Source organism: Streptococcus australis ATCC 700641 (assembly GCF_000186465.1).
GTDB lineage: Bacteria > Bacillota > Bacilli > Lactobacillales > Streptococcaceae > Streptococcus > Streptococcus australis.
In genome coordinates this window covers 913881-928858 of record NZ_GL636091.1, presented here as the reverse complement: position 1 = coordinate 928858, position 14978 = coordinate 913881, and the positions used below count along the sequence as shown (strand labels likewise).

General features: G+C 43.4%; 15 protein-coding genes. 5 read left to right on the top strand and 10 right to left on the bottom strand.

Annotated elements, in window-relative coordinates:
- Positions 1 to 29: 29 nt before the first annotated feature.
- From HMPREF9421_RS04270 to HMPREF9421_RS04245, 6 genes are all read right to left on the bottom strand, one after another.
- Positions 30 to 845 carry an endonuclease/exonuclease/phosphatase family protein gene (locus HMPREF9421_RS04270; RefSeq protein WP_006595762.1) on the bottom strand — a complete coding sequence of 272 codons (816 nt, stop codon included), beginning with the start codon at positions 843 to 845 and terminating at the stop codon, positions 30 to 32.
- 63 nt (positions 846 to 908) lie between these two features.
- Positions 909 to 3098 carry a PTS transporter subunit IIBC gene (locus HMPREF9421_RS04265; RefSeq protein ID WP_040802985.1) on the bottom strand — a complete coding sequence of 730 codons (2190 nt, stop codon included), beginning with the start codon at positions 3096 to 3098 and terminating at the stop codon, positions 909 to 911.
- Positions 3099 to 3351: 253 nt separating this feature from the next.
- Positions 3352 to 4041 (bottom strand): response regulator transcription factor, encoded by a 690-nt coding sequence (locus HMPREF9421_RS04260; protein WP_006595760.1) that lies wholly within the window; start codon positions 4039 to 4041, stop codon positions 3352 to 3354.
- Between the two features lie 9 nt (positions 4042 to 4050).
- Positions 4051 to 5475, bottom strand: coding sequence for an NADP-dependent phosphogluconate dehydrogenase (gene gndA, locus HMPREF9421_RS04255; protein WP_006595759.1), 1425 nt, complete (start codon positions 5473 to 5475; stop codon positions 4051 to 4053).
- A gap of 168 nt (positions 5476 to 5643) precedes the next feature.
- Positions 5644 to 7122, bottom strand: coding sequence for a flotillin family protein (locus tag HMPREF9421_RS04250; protein ID WP_006595758.1), 1479 nt, complete (start codon positions 7120 to 7122; stop codon positions 5644 to 5646).
- A gap of 123 nt (positions 7123 to 7245) precedes the next feature.
- Positions 7246 to 7785: a YceD family protein gene (locus tag HMPREF9421_RS04245; RefSeq protein WP_006597156.1), complete on the bottom strand. Its 540-nt coding sequence runs from the start codon at positions 7783 to 7785 to the stop codon at positions 7246 to 7248.
- A gap of 113 nt (positions 7786 to 7898) precedes the next feature.
- On the opposite strand from HMPREF9421_RS04245, the gene HMPREF9421_RS04240 reads away from it, so the two are divergent.
- The 4 genes from HMPREF9421_RS04240 to HMPREF9421_RS04230 all read left to right on the top strand — a co-directional run bounded on the left by HMPREF9421_RS04240 (position 7899) and on the right by HMPREF9421_RS04230 (position 10781).
- Complete coding sequence (locus tag HMPREF9421_RS04240; RefSeq protein WP_006597172.1) at positions 7899 to 8267, top strand: DUF2200 family protein; 369 nt, start codon at positions 7899 to 7901, stop codon at positions 8265 to 8267.
- Positions 8264 to 9124 (top strand): helix-turn-helix domain-containing protein, encoded by an 861-nt coding sequence (locus HMPREF9421_RS04235; protein WP_006595755.1) that lies wholly within the window; start codon positions 8264 to 8266, stop codon positions 9122 to 9124. Before HMPREF9421_RS04240 ends, HMPREF9421_RS04235 begins: the two co-directional genes overlap by 4 nt.
- A 263-nt stretch (positions 9125 to 9387) precedes the next feature.
- The gene (locus tag HMPREF9421_RS10950; RefSeq protein ID WP_006595753.1) at positions 9388 to 9564 is read left to right on the top strand and encodes a hypothetical protein; all 177 of its coding nucleotides are present in this window, start codon (positions 9388 to 9390) and stop codon (positions 9562 to 9564) included.
- Positions 9561 to 10781, top strand: a complete 1221-nt coding sequence (locus HMPREF9421_RS04230) for an MFS transporter (RefSeq protein ID WP_006595752.1) — start codon at positions 9561 to 9563, stop codon at positions 10779 to 10781. The genes HMPREF9421_RS10950 and HMPREF9421_RS04230 overlap by 4 nt, the downstream gene beginning before the upstream one ends.
- Before the next feature lie 179 nt (positions 10782 to 10960).
- Here HMPREF9421_RS04230 and htpX read toward each other — a convergent pair whose 3' ends face one another.
- Positions 10961 to 11857, bottom strand: a complete 897-nt coding sequence (htpX, locus tag HMPREF9421_RS04225; RefSeq protein WP_006595751.1) for a zinc metalloprotease HtpX — start codon at positions 11855 to 11857, stop codon at positions 10961 to 10963.
- 1 nt (position 11858) lies between these two features.
- Positions 11859 to 12419, bottom strand: a complete 561-nt coding sequence (locus HMPREF9421_RS04220; protein WP_006595750.1) for a LemA family protein — start codon at positions 12417 to 12419, stop codon at positions 11859 to 11861.
- A gap of 70 nt (positions 12420 to 12489) precedes the next feature.
- Between HMPREF9421_RS04220 and rsmG the strand changes: the two genes are divergently transcribed.
- The gene (gene rsmG / locus HMPREF9421_RS04215) at positions 12490 to 13203 is read left to right on the top strand and encodes a 16S rRNA (guanine(527)-N(7))-methyltransferase RsmG (RefSeq protein ID WP_006595749.1); all 714 of its coding nucleotides are present in this window, start codon (positions 12490 to 12492) and stop codon (positions 13201 to 13203) included.
- Positions 13204 to 13231: 28 nt separating this feature from the next.
- Here rsmG and HMPREF9421_RS04210 read toward each other — a convergent pair whose 3' ends face one another.
- Positions 13232 to 14152 (bottom strand): carbohydrate kinase family protein, encoded by a 921-nt coding sequence (locus HMPREF9421_RS04210; RefSeq protein WP_006595748.1) that lies wholly within the window; start codon positions 14150 to 14152, stop codon positions 13232 to 13234.
- A gap of 69 nt (positions 14153 to 14221) precedes the next feature.
- Positions 14222 to 14977, bottom strand: coding sequence for an SDR family oxidoreductase (locus HMPREF9421_RS04205; protein ID WP_006595747.1), 756 nt, complete (start codon positions 14975 to 14977; stop codon positions 14222 to 14224).
- Position 14978 lies beyond the last annotated feature (1 nt).

Genomic DNA, 14978 nt, shown 5'->3' with positions numbered 1-14978 from the left:
AGCCTCCTGAAGGCATAGGGATTTGAATCTTATGGTAAATACAAGTCAGCTGACAAACCATAATGGTCACTGACGAGCGGCTGACTAGAGCCATCAAACACAACTTCCAGCCGTTCGATAACCCATTCTTTTGAGGTGAAAACATAATCAATCCGCAAGGGTACCTGATTATCATCCCAACCATCAATTCCAGGACCTACAGTGTAAGTCCCCTTGGTCTGACGGGCTTCAATAAAGCTATCTTGAAGAGCTAGCGGGCTCGCTAAAATGGCTTCATAACCTTCTTGACCAGCTGGATTATTAAAATCTCCGGCTAAAATCAAGGGTTTCTGCAATTGGCTAAAGCGTTCTTCTAAACGCGCCCACTCTTGTTGGAAACCTTTGTCCCACCAGGACAGGTGGACACTGGCAACCGCAATTTCTTTCCCATCTACTTGAGTTTCTGCAATGGCAATCCGTCGTGTATGATAATCTGTTGGATCATTCGCATCTGAAACCAAGAGTTCGCTTGCCTGGATTGGGGTACGCGATAGAATCGCCACCCCTTCATGATAACGGTCGTAGCCGATATGGTTATAAGCCCAAGTCCAGTGATAGCTCAATCCTTCTTCTTCTAATTTTTCAACTAAACAACGAACATAGTGATCCTGATGGATCGGCTCCGCAGAAGGAGTTGGATGGTACAAGTCATTAACAGGAACAACTGGACTTTCGATGGCCTGGTTAATTTCTTGGAAACAAATCAGATCGTATTGCTTTTCAAGAATGTCTTTTAATAAGTCCTCAAATTTTTGTTGGGGATTTTCTTCCATCCAACTATGAGTGTTTAAAGTTAAAAATTTCATGATCCTACTCTCCTAATAGAGAATTCCCTGTATCCAATAGATACAAGGAATGACTCTCATAGATTATAATTCAACCTTGGCAACCACAGCATCTGCTGGAAGTTGACCAGTTTGTGTAAGAGTGACAGATTGAATAGCTGCCGCATTTGTGAAGACTACAACTGTTGAAGTTGCACGTTCAGCTTCACGAATAGCATCCAAATCTGCTTCTACCAATAGGTCTCCCACTGCTACTGTTTGTCCTTCTTCTACCTTCACTGTGAAAGGTTTACCTTCCAAACTTACAGTATCAAGACCGATATGAACGAGAACTTCAAGACCAGATTCTGTTACCAAACCAAGCGCATGTTTGGTAGGGAAGACGCTTGTCACCTTACCAGCTACTGGTGAAACAATCTGACCATTTGCTGGTTCAACTGCAAATCCATCACCCATCATTTTTTGTGAGAAGACTGGATCTTGAACTTTTTCTAATTCAATGACTTGTCCTTCAGCAACTGAGTGAACTTCTTCTGTCACCCCTTTAAAGGCAACTTCTGCTTGTTGAGCCGCTGTCTGTTGACTTGGAAGGGTTTCAGGAATTACTTCACCTGAGTCTAACAAATCTTGGATATCTGATTTCAATACGTCCGCTTTTGGACCGTAAATCGCTTGGACCCCTTGTCCTTTCATGACAAGTCCCATAGCTCCTTCAGCCTTCCATTGTTCTTCTGTACCAACTTTTTCAGCATCTTTAACAGTGACACGAAGACGAGTCATACATGCGTCCACATCGACGATGTTAGCACGTCCACCAAGAAGGTTGATGATGTTAACTGCTTGAGAAGCAGCAGCTACTTTACCTGAACCTGAAGTTTCAGACTCATCTGCTCCACCTTCAGCTTGTTCGTAGTTTCCGTTACGTCCAGGAGTTGCGTAGTTAAATTTCTTGATCATGAAGTTTGCAATGAAGTACATGATCACAGCAAAGAGAACAGTTACCCAGATGAAGTTAATGATATCCATACCAATACCGGCTTTAATGGTCATTGGTGTACGAGTCAAGAACTCAATAGATCCAAATGAATGGACACGGAGATTGACGATATCTGCCATCGCGAAGGCTGCACCTTGTACCACTGCATAAACGAGGTAAAGAGGCATCGCTACGAACATAAACATGTACTCGATTGGTTCTGTCACCCCTGTAAGGAAGGTTGCAAGAGCAGTCGCAATCATCATCCCTTTGTATTTGTGTTTCTTATCAGGGTCTACATTACGGTAAATAGCAAGGGCAACCCCCATCAAGATACCAAATGAACCAATCATTTGACCTACCTTGAAACGAGCAGGTGTGACGGTATCCAACAAGTGTTGGTAAGTAGCAGGGTCAGAAACTTTTGTATTTCCTAAGTCAGTCACCCAAGCCAACCAAAGTGGATCTTGACCAAATACAGTAGTTCCTTTTGAGATACCAGAAAGTACTTCATAGGTACCACCCAATTGTGTGTAGTTGATTGGGATAGTCAACATATGGTGAAGACCGAATGGAAGCAAGAGACGTTCCAAAGTACCAAAGGCAAATGGTGCTAAGATTGGAGCAGTCTCTTTTGAGTTAGCAATCCAAATACCAAAGTTGTTAATTCCTGTTTGGACTACTGGCCATAAGAATGACAAGACAAGAGCCATAATTACAGAACGAAGGATAACGACAAATGGTACAAAGCGTTTCCCGTTAAAGAATGATAGGGAATCTGGTAACTTGCGGTAGTTGTAGTATTTATTAAAGGCTGTCGCCCCTACAAAACCGGCAATAATCCCAACGAAAACTCCCATATTCAAGGCAGGTGATTCTAAAACACTCGTAAAGTAATCAGCAACCTTGATAGATCCGCCAAGAAGAGTATGAACTTGTGCCTTTGGATCTTTCAACATATCTCCTGTCACACCGAACATCACACCTGTGATCCGGTTGATCAAGATAAAGGATAGACCTGCCGCAAAGGCACCACCCGCACGTTCTTTTGCCCAGCTACCACCGATAGCCAATGCAAAGAGAATATGAATATTCCCAATGACTCCCCAACCGATCTGTTCAAGAACACCACCGGCCGTCACCAAGAAACCAAGTTCTGGATTAATCATTGCAACAGTTTTACCAAGACTGATCATCAGACCCGCCGCCGGCATAACTGCAACGACCACCATCAACGCTTTACCGAATTTTTGCCAAAATTCAAAGCTAAATAGACTTTTGAATGATTGTTTATTCATCATTCGACCTCCTTATAAAATTGAAATGCCCGTCATATAAGAAAACGTTTGCATATTTCACTTACTATTATACCACTTTTTTTTCTTTTGTAAAGCCCTTACATCTACATTTTTAATTCACAAAGTTTAACACAAAAGCCTTTGAAAACCTATAATTTGAGCAAACGTTTGCTTCTTTCACAAATTTTTTTAAAAAAAATTTTTTCTTTTTACAAAAAAATCCCTTTGAGATTTCTCATCAAAGGGAATGTTTTTATTCTTGCATTTGGTAGCCGACACCTCGGACAGTTTTGATATAGCTCTTTTGTCCTGGGAGATCTATTTTTCCACGAAGATAGCGAATATAGACATCAACAATATTGGTTTCTGCTGTGCTCTCATACTTCCAGACTCGCTCTAATAGTTGCTCCCGACTGAGGACATGCTTGCTTCCCATCAAAGTCGCTAACAAATCATACTCACGACGAGTCAGGTCAATCACCTCTTCTCCCCGATACACCATATGATTCTCGACATCGATTCGCAAATTCCGATAAGAGGTGGGAACTTTCATTTGATTACAATGTTGGTCAATAAAATCACGACCTCTAAAAATAGCGATGATTTTCTCAACTAAATCACTGATCACAAATGGTTTGATGACATAAGAAACTGCAAATCGCTGGATACTCTCCATATGCTCAGAAATTTTCTCACGACTATCTAAGACTATCAAGACTGCTGCAGGACGAATCTTACTCAGGCGTTGAGCAAAATCTTCCCCACTCATATCTTCTAGTTCGTAATTGAGAAGAATTAAATCATATTCTGTAGCCTGCAGGAGTTTCAAGGCCATTTCCCCTTGTTCTACCAAATCAACTACATAGCCTGCTTTTTGAAGTTCTAAATCAATAAAGCGCGCTAAATTCTTTTCATTTTCTACTAGTAATATCCGCTTTGTCATAACCTACAATTATTTTTCGTCGTACCAAGAATAGTGGAAGGTACCTTCTTTGTCCTTACGTTGGTATGTGTGAGCACCAAAGTAGTCACGTTGCGCTTGAATCAAGTTTGCTGGAAGGTCCGCTGAACGGTAGCTATCAAAGTAAGTGATGGCTGCTGAGAAGGTTGGTACTGGTACACCTGCTTGAACAGCAAGAGCTACGATATCACGAACTGATTGTTGGTACTTAGCAGTGACATCCAAGAAGTACTCATCCAAAAGAAGGTTAGCAAGATCTGCATCACGGTTGTAAGCATCTGTAATCTTTTGCAAGAAACGAGAACGGATGATACATCCATCGCGCCAGATAGATGCGATATCTGCAAATGGCAAATTCCAGTTATTTTCTTTAGAAGCTACACGCAATTGCGCAAAACCTTGTGCGTAAGAAATGATTTTTGAGAAGTAAAGGGCTTGACGGATCTTTTCAATCAACTCAGCCTTGTCTCCTTCAAATTTGAAAGCTGCTGGTTTTGGAAGCACCTTGCTAGCGTGTACACGTTCTTCTTTATAAGTTGAAATGTAGCGCGCAAATACTGACTCAGTAATCAGTGACAATGGCACACCAAGGTCAAGAGCTGATTGGCTAGTCCATTTACCTGTTCCCTTGTTTCCTGCAGCATCCAAGATGTAGTCTACGATTGGACCATCTTGACCTTCGTCGTCTTTGCGTCCAAGGATATCCGCAGTGATTTCGATCAAGTAGCTGTCCAATTCGCCCTTGTTCCACTCAGTAAAAATTTCAGCCATGTCTTGTGCTGAAAGGCCAAGCAAGTGTTGCATCAAGTCATAGCTTTCTGCAATCAATTGCATGTCCCCGTACTCGATCCCGTTGTGGACCATTTTCACGTAGTGACCCGCTCCATCAGGACCGATGTAAGTCACACATGGTTTGCCATCTTCTGGTGCTTTTGCAGAGATTTCTTCCAGAACATCTGCTACCAATTCATAAGCTTCTTTTTGTCCACCAGGCATGATAGAAGGACCTTCAAGGGCACCTTTTTCACCACCAGAGACACCAGTACCAATGAAGTTGATACCAGAGTTCGCTAACTCTTCGTTACGACGGATAGTATCTTTGTAGAACGTGTTTCCTCCGTCAATCAAGATATCGCCTTTATCCAAGTGTGGAAGAAGGGCTTGGATAGTTGCGTCTGTACCAGGTCCTGCTTGAACCATGAGCATGATCCGACGTGGTTTTTCAATTGATTTTACGAAGCTTTCGATATCATAGCTTGGCACAAAGTTCTTTTCAGGATGGCAAGCAACAACATCTTCTGTTTTTTCTTTACTACGGTTATAGATAGCAACTGTGTATCCACGAGATTCAATATTAAGGGCAAGGTTACGACCCATTACGGCCATACCAACAACACCAAAGTTTGCTTTTGTCATGTGACACTCCTCTTTATAGTTTGCCTATATTCTACCATTTTTTGGCATCAAATGAAAGTAGAAAATCATCCCCTGCCTCTTCATGTAGAAAGATAGCTCCTATCTACTTTGAATCCAAAAACAAAAAGCGCCTGAGTTACAGTTCTCAGACACTTCCTGTTGATCGTATTAATCTTCTTTAGAAGCTATTTCAGAGGCTTCAATGACAGGTTGTTCTCCTTCTTTGAGTTTATTGACTGTCATATTGACCCCAAGAGCTCCTGCTAACAATTGACGAATATCGAATCCAGCTCCTTGAGAGACTTGATCGATACTTTGCATGATATCACCCACCATCTTAGAGGCGTTTCCTTCACCATACATGGTGATTTTATCCACCTTGGTCAATGGTTCAGCCACTGCACGCGCAATTTCAGGCAACTTGTCCACCACCATTTCGGTAATGGCTGCTTCTTGCATTTTCTTCATCGCTTCTGCCTTTTGGTCCAAACCTTTGGCTTCGGCTTCTAGTTTCAAGCGAATGGCTTCAGCTTCCGCACGACCTTTGGCTTCGATGGCTTCTGCCTCTTGCAATTGGGCAAATTTCTCTGCTTCGGCTTGAGCTTTCCGAGCTTCCGCTTCTTTTTGTGTTTCGAAAAGTTCAGCTTCCGCCTTGCGTTGGCGTTCAATCAATTCAGCTTCGGCTGCTTGTTGACGAGCATACTTTTCAGCTTCGGCTTGCTTACGGATGTTGGCATCCAATTCTTGCTCACGAACCTTAACTTCTCGTTCTTTGACTTCCGCTTCTTTTTCTTGTTTCATGATATTGGCTTCAGCTGCCACGCGCTCTTGTTCACGACGTTGCACTTCTGCCTCAATCCCTTTAGCGGCATCTGCCTTGGCTTGAGCAATATCTGCTTCTTGTTTAAGGGCTGCTTGTTTGAGTTTCAACTCATTTTGTTTTTGCGCAATTTCAAGATCGGCTGCGACGCGTTTGTCGTTGGCCAGCTTATCTTGTTCCGCTTCAACTTCCTTGCGTTCGCGTTCTGCTTTGGCTTTGGCAATCAAGGCATCTTTCTTAATGGTTTCAACATTTTCGATACCAAGGTTATCGATGACTCCCCCTTCATCAGAGAAAGATTGAACCGTAAAGGCGATGACTTCAAGCCCCATTTTAGCCAAATCTGGCGCTACGTTGTCTTGCACCTTTGAAGCAAACTCTTGACGGTCGTTGACCATCTTACGGAGCTCCATCTGACCGATGACTTCCCGCAAGTTTCCTTCCAAGACATCTTGGACAGAATTGGAAATATCTGTCGTATTCCAGTTCAAAAAGTTTTCTGCAGCACGGGCAATCATCTCATCGGTTGTCCCGATTTTCAACTTAACAGCTGCATCGGCACGGACGTTAATGAAGTCCAGTGTTGGGACTGCTTCAGATGTCCGAACATCTGTAGAGAATTGCTCAATATCAAGGTAAGAACGTTGTTCTACGAAGGGAATCATAAAACCAGCTTTACCACGCAAATGGCGTTGCTTCCGAAGACCTGTAATAACAACAACTTCGTTTGGTTTAGCGTTCACGTAGCCTTTTACAAGCAAAACTACAATAATGGCAGCAACAATGAGACCTGTTATCAACCAGCCTGGAATAAATAATGTATCCATACTTTTCTCCTTTTTCAGAGGTCTCCCCTCTGTTGTTTATAAATCCTAGTATACCAAAAGAAGGCCTTTCCTCAAAGAAAAGACCTGTATTTATGTTTAGATTTTTAATATGTCATCTCTAGCCTATTCTTCCTCAAATAATCCTTGAAGACCAGCAAAAGGACTATTTTCTTCTTTCTTAAGAGCTTGAGCTTCCTGGTACTCTTCCTCTGTCATGATTTTCCAATCATTGCCCTCGATAAAGCCGTGTCCGGCCTCTTCATCCGGAGTGAGAACTTTGAGAGGAATATTGAGCAGGATATTGTCTGCCACACTCTCACTTAGGTCAATCTTTCCCCCTTCAATGGGAAGGATCAAATCTTCCTCAAGAGCTTCGATATCTGCCTCTGACTGTGCGTCCTCAGCAAACACCTCTGTCACAGGATAGCTCTCTTGAAGCTCAACGGGTTCCATGCTTCGGCTAGAGGCAAGGACGATGGTATAGGTCAATTGGTAATCCAAGATATAGAGGCCTGTATCGTAAACGACTCGACCTGTCGCTGTCACATCCTTTAAATCAAGAATTTCTGGATTGCGCTTTTGCAATTCTTTTAGCAAATCCAATTCTTGATCAAAAGCTAGTCCTTCAGGGTTTTTACGGATTTCTTGTGTGTATAAGTTCATTATTTTGTCCTCAAATCTTCTAGATACTATTAGTATATCATGAAGCTGTCCCTTCAACCAAGAAGTCTCCTCAAAAATTTGTTATAATCATGAAAAAAGATAAAGGAAATCGGATGGCAAGAGTTTACGATTTATCATTTTCAACTGTATATACAGCTTTAGTCAAAAAAGTCTTACGAAAGGGTGGAAAAGAGACTAGCCTTGACCAAATTACCTCGCGATTAACAGGCTATTCTCTGGCGGAACTGCAAGAATGGAAAAAGCGTGACGGAAGCTACGGAGATTTCTTTCGCAAAGCTCCCGCCTATCACCCCAATCGAACACTGATTACTGGGAAAGTTTGTGGCATTCAAATTGAAACAATTCAAGATCCTTTGATGCAGGAAATTCGTCGATTAGATCGTCTGGTCGATTGGTTAAGTAAGGGGAAGACCGTTGAGCAATTGGTTGAAAAATACCAGCTAAAAGAGGAGAAGGCATGAAAAAAATCGGAGCAGTTTTTCGACAAATACGTGAAAGTCGCCACATCTCTTTAGAGGATGCTACAGGTGGCGAATTTTCACGCTCCATGCTGTCCCGATTTGAGAGAGGGGAAAATGACCTCACTACGCAACGTTTTTTTCAGGCCCTTCAACAGATCAAAACCAGCCTCAGTGAGTTTTCCCATCTAGCAGAAATCGACCAGCACTCTTTTATTCCCAAATTGTTGAAAGAGCACTATGAAAACATGAGCTTGGAACATGATCAAGCCTTGTACCAACGCTACCAGCTAGCCTATCAGAAAGATCACAAAAAAGAAAACTTCATAGCTAGCATTATTCTCAAGGCCCAAATGCTTGGCAACTATCCTGAGGTAGAGTTGACTTCTAACCAAGAGGAACTAGATTTCCTCTATGACTACCTCTTCTCTGTCATGATCTGGGGAAATTTTGAATTAAGCCTATTTTCACTGACCTCTCCACTTTTTTCCAGTCAGCTCTATCGACAGTACACAGAGGAATTGGTCCAGCGGGAGGACTTCAAGCTTCTCCTAGACTCTTCTCTTCCTGCCCTCAACTCTATTTTTCTCAATGGCTTTTTTCTGGCCATTAGTTCAAATGAATTTGAAGATGCGACCTATTTTGATCAGCTGATCAAGGACCACTTTTACTCCGAAAACGAAGCCTACCTTCGGACGGTTTATCTCTATGCCAAAGGGGAATTCCTTTATCGAAAGGGAGAAAAAGAAACTGGTCTTGAAAAGATGGAACAGGCCATCCAGGTCCTCTCTATTCTGGATTGTAAGGTCAGTGCCAACTACTACAAACAGGGCATGCAAGAACTCATCAAGGAATCCTGAAAAGAGAGTGGGACAGAAATCGGTAATTCGTTAGAATTCGATTTCGTCGTCCCACCTCCGCACAGCTGAGTAGGGCTGTAAAAGCTGATGAAATCAGCGTAGTAGAGCCCACTCAACCACTGCGTCTTGCTCGACAATCCAAAGACAATTGAGAGGCTAGGACTTTTGTCCCAGCCTCTTTTTGTTGAAAATATGCAACTTTTTGTTTTCCATATTTTTGAAGTCTACAATAGGATCATCAAGAAAAGAAAGAAGGTCCCAGCATGATAAGCAGACTAAAGAATCATCTCCTTCATTATTTCCTTAAACAGACTAGTTTTTATGTTAAAGAGGAAAAATTAGAACTGACGGAAGAAGAGAAACTGTCTCTTCTCAAGCAGGCCTTGCAACATTTAAGAGAAGTTATTTTATCTGCTAAGCATAAGGAGGAAAGCTTATGAAACTCTTATTTCGCAATCACATCTTTGCCTTACTCAGTCTTTCTCGCTTTTTAAATAGCCTTGGTGCTGCGATTTACAACCTTGTCTTTGTGGTCTTCGCGGCTAGCATGCCTCACCCTAGTCTGGCAGTTGGGATCGCCAATCTCATTGTTTTCATCCCAAGTCTTTTCACCATTTTCATCGGAATGAAGGCCGATCACACCGCTAAAAAAGCTGACTGGCTGATCCGAATGGGCTTTCTGCAAGCTATCCTTTTCGTCATCATTGCACTGATGACGAAGATTCCAGGGTACCTGGCCTTTTCAATCGTTTGCTTTCTGAATATTGTGTCAGATTGTTTAAGTGATTATCGCGGGGGACTGCAACTTCCCATTATGCAGAAGAACATCCCTAGCGAGGATCTGATGGAAGCCTATTCCTTCAATCAACTGCTTAGTCTGGTTTGTTCCATTTCAGGTCAAGCGCTGGGAGTCTGGCTTTTAGCTATCAGTCACCAAAACTTTGCACTTGTTGCTTCGATCAATGCCCTGACATTTCTCCTGTCTTCCACTTGTCTTTTCATCCGACGACGTCAACTAACCCACGAACCGATTCAAGTGGATGCTCGTCAGAAAGTTTCTTTCCTTCAAGAATGTCGAGACATCTATCGCAATGTCACCACTATCTTTGCAGATGAAGAAGTTCACAACTTTGGGAAACTTCTCCTATCCTTAATTTTCATCAATGCTTTGGGCGGATCCATCTCCGGCATCTATAATTTGCAACTGCTTCACTCCCCCTTCTTTCATTTGAGCTTTAGCCAATCGCTCTTGATCTTAGAAGCAGTAACTATTTTAAGCATGGTCTGGGCTAGCCTGACACCTCACGATTATTTTTCCAAACAAACCCTCCACCATACTCTACTGTGGATTGCAGGTGGTCTGACCATGCTTGGCATCACAAATACTCTGGTCCACTGGGATATCCTTTCCCTTCTACTCATCACTTTCCTCGGTTATCTTGTTGCAAAAATCAACCCAAAAGTTTCCAGTCTTTTAATGAGCAAACTGCCAGCTGAGAAATTAGCCTCTACCTCTAGCTTTTTGGGTCTGATGGTAAGCTTTGCCATGCCTCTTGGAACAGCCCTTTTTTCTGGCCTCGCTATCTGGAACCTCGCTCTAGCTTGGGGAATCTTTGCCATCCTTGGTTTCACTACCATCCTCTTATCTAGCAAATAAAGAGGCTGGGACAAAAGTCCTAGCCTCTAAATTGTCTTTTGATTGTCGAGCAAGGCGCAGTGGTTGAGTGGGCTCTACTACGCTGATTTCATCAGCTTTTATAGCCCTACTCAACTGTGCGGAGGTGGGACGACGAAATCGAATTCTAACGAATTACCGATTTCTGTCCCACTCTCACTTTACATTCTTCTTAGTCTTTCCACCCGCTCGGCAATGGGTGGGTGGGTATAAAAGAGCTTTTGAAAGCCGGATTCCTTTTTGGGATCGTTGATAAAGAGAGCACTACTTGCACTATCAACTTCTCGCTGCATGGGTGCACTATGATCCAGTTTCAAAAGAGCATTGATCATTCCTTGAGGATTCCGTGTCAATTCGACACTGGAGGCATCCGCCAGAAACTCCCGTTGGCGAGAAATAGCTAACTGTACCAAGGTCGCTGCTAATGGAGCTAATACGATGGCAATCAAGGAAAGGATCAGAATAATAATTTCTAAACCACTGCCTCCTTCTCGATCATCATCCCGTCTACGGCCACCGCCCCACCACATCATCCGTCCTCCAATACTAGAGAGCATGGTGATGGCACTAGCAAGGGCAACTGCAATCGTAGAGATGCGGATATCGTAATTGCGAATATGGCTGACTTCGTGTCCGATGACTCCTTCCAATTCCTCACGGTTCATCACAGCCAGAAGACCTGTCGTTGCTGCAACAGCAGCATTTTGAGGATTAGACCCCGTCGCAAATGCATTCATGGACGGATCATCTACAATATAAACTCGAGGCATAGGAATCTGAGCCACCATGGCCATGTCTTGGACAACATGGTAAAGTTGAGGAGCTTGATTTTCTGTCACCTCGCGTGCACCATTCATCCGCATTACAACTTCCGTTGATTGAAAAATCATGCTAAAGGCATAGATGCCACCAATGATCAAAGCAAGGATGACGCCACCAAGAGAGGATCCTAACCAGAGGTAGCCAACGGCTGCTCCGATAAGAGCCAAGAGTATGAAAAAAGCAATAAGGAGAATCCAGGTTCTCCTTTTATTGCTTGCAATTTGGTCAAACAGCATATTAGTCTCCTAATCCGCTAAAGTCCACCTTTGGTACTGCTTTTTCTTCTTCAGGTACTTGAAGGAATTCGGCTTGTTTGAAGCCAAACATTCCAGCAATCACGTTTGTTGGGAAAGTTTCCAACTTGACATTGTAGTTGCTAGTTACACTGTTGTACAATTGACGGGCATAAGAAATTTTATTTTCTGTATTGGTCAATTCTTCTTGCAATTGCATGAAGTTGGTGTTAGCCTTCAAGTCTGGGTAGTTTTCAGCAACCGCAAAGATGCCTGCTACTTGACGTGAAAGAGCATCACTGGCTGCCATTGCTTCTGCAGGTGAAGATGCTTGAGCTACTTGTTGGCGAAGTTGAGTGACCTTAGCAAGTGTATCTCCTTCGTACTTGGCATACCCTTTAACCGTTTCGATCAAGTTTGGAATCAAGTCATTCCGCCGTTTCAATTGTACATCGATTTGACTCCAAGCTTCGCGAGTTTGCATCCGACTTTTTACCAAACCGTTGTAAACTGCTACTACCATCAATACAAGGACCACTAAGATCCCAAGAATAATCCAAATCATTTTATTGAATTCCTTTCATTTCTTTCTACCAGTATATCAAATTTCTCTTATTTTGTGGTAAAATTATCTTATGAAACCAGAAGAATTTTATACCCATTTAGCCGATCTCGGCTTCCCATTAACTAATCGACAAAAAGAACAATACGAACGCTATTTTGAGTTATTGGTTGAGTGGAATGAAAAGATCAATCTCACTGCTATCACCGAAAAAGACGAGGTCTATCTCAAGCATTTCTATGATTCAATCGCCCCCATCTTGCAGGGGTTGATCGAAAACAAACCCATCCGTCTTTTGGATATCGGAGCTGGTGCTGGCTTTCCAAGCCTTCCAATGAAAATCCTTTTCCCTGAGTTGGATGTGACCATCATTGATTCCCTCAATAAGCGGATCAACTTTCTCCACCTACTAGCTGAAGAGTTAGGCTTGAGCGGGGTTCATTTCTACCATGGACGAGCTGAAGACTTTGCGCAAGACAAGGTCTTTCGTGCCCAATTTGACCTCGTAACTGCGCGCGCCGTTGCTCGGATGCAGGTCCTTTCTGAGCTGACCATTCCTTTTTTGAAAGTAGGGGGGCGCCTTCTCGCACTTAAAGCTAGCAATGCTCCAGAAGAGCTGGAGGAAGCCAAAAACGCCCTGAATCTGCTATTTAGCAAGGTTGAAGACAATTTACAGTATGAATTGCCAAATGGGGATCCTCGCTACGTTACTGTTGTGGAGAAGAAAAAAGAAACCCCCAATAAATACCCAAGAAAAGCAGGCTTGCCCAATAAGCGACCATTATAAGACCAACTCAAAAGAAGCTGACAGTTTGTCAGCTTCTTTTTGACTGGACTAATTGGTTCAACTCTTGCTGTAAGGTATGGTAGTGATGACGCTCAACATGAACTCCCTTGGTCGCCACAACCTTGCTTGCTAGACGGTTAGCAAAGCTTAAAGCATCCTCCATATCTAGCCCTTGCAAGGATGCTGCTAAAAAGGCTCCCAGATGACTGTCTCCCGCCCCTACGGTATCAAGAACTTTTGTCGGAAATCCGGCCACCTCGTAGAACTTACCATCGTAGGCAAGTGCTCCATTTTCTCCCAAGGTGACGATGACTAACTGCCCCGTTCTTTGGTAGAGCTTCTTAGCCGCGTCAGCAATCTCTTCACAAGCTGAAAAAGCCTTGGCTTCTGCCTCATTAAGATGGAGGATGGGGTGGAGATCATAAATCGCTTCTAGTCGATCCTTGGGAATCAAGAGGCCTCGAGGTCCTGGTGCAAAGATAACTTGGCCTTCAAGTTTTGACACGGATTGAATGAGTTCCATTCCGGTCAGCTCTTCTACTTCAAGGCCACAGAGATAAATAAAGTCATAGCGTTTCTGCTCCAGAGACTGCAACCATTCCTTCTGAAAACCATATTCTACTCCATGATCTGATAAAAAAGTTCGTTCCCCATCCGACTCAATGAAACAATAGCAACAACCATTCGCTCCTGCTACGGAGATTGGGGATTGGATGCCTAACTTCTCTAGTTCTGCCCTGACAAAGTCCCCGTAGACACCTGTCCCCACTGGCGAGATGAAGTCAGCCTTTTGACCTAAAGCATGAAGAACGGAGACGACATTAAAGGCACACCCTCCAAGTGACCAAGTCTGCTCATGAATATGGGCATCCCCTTCCCGACTTGGTAGACGATCCAGATAGACCATAACATCACAAACAGTGGATCCAATCACTAAGGCTTTTGACATGGGTTTTCCCTCCTATTCTCTATCTATAATTAAGAAATAACCAGCACCGGATAGAGCTGGTTAGTAAAACTAGTCGCCCCGATAGACCGGCTGAGGGCCAAAGGTTTGGGAAACCGGCATGATTTCGATACGATTGACATTGACATGCTTGGGCTGTTGAATGAGCCAAGACACCGTGTTGGCTATATCTTCAGGCTGAATGGCATGGGCATCTCGATAGAGAGCTTCTACTCGTTTTTCATCTCCTTTAAAGCGAACCGCTGAGAATTCAGTCCCTTCACAGAGACCTGGTTCAATATTGGTCACCCGAATCTGCTTTCCAGCTAGGTCAGCGCGCAGATTTAATGAGAACTGTTTGACGAAGGCCTTGGAGGCACCATAAACATTGGCACCTGGATAGGGCACTGTTCCAGCAGTTGACCCCATATTGATGACATAACCGTCATTTCTTTCCACCATCTGGGGGAGGATTTTCCGGGTCAAATAGGTCAGACCGATAATGTTGGTCTGAATCATGGTCAACCAATCTACGATCTCTGCTTCATGAGCTGGAGCGAGGCCTAGGGCCAAGCCAGCATTATTGACCAAGACATCAATTCTCTCCCAAGTTTTTGGCAAACTAGCAAGTGCATGATCCACCTGAGAAAGATCCGTCACATCCATTTGAAGGGGATAAAAAGCTTCTCCCAGCTCTTCTTGAAGAGACTGTAGTTTTTCAATGCGTCTAGCTGCACCAATCACCCGATGCCCATCGGCAACTAAGCGGTGACAAATGGCTTGCCCAAAGCCAGCAGATGCTCCTGTTACTAAAATTGTTTCTGCCATT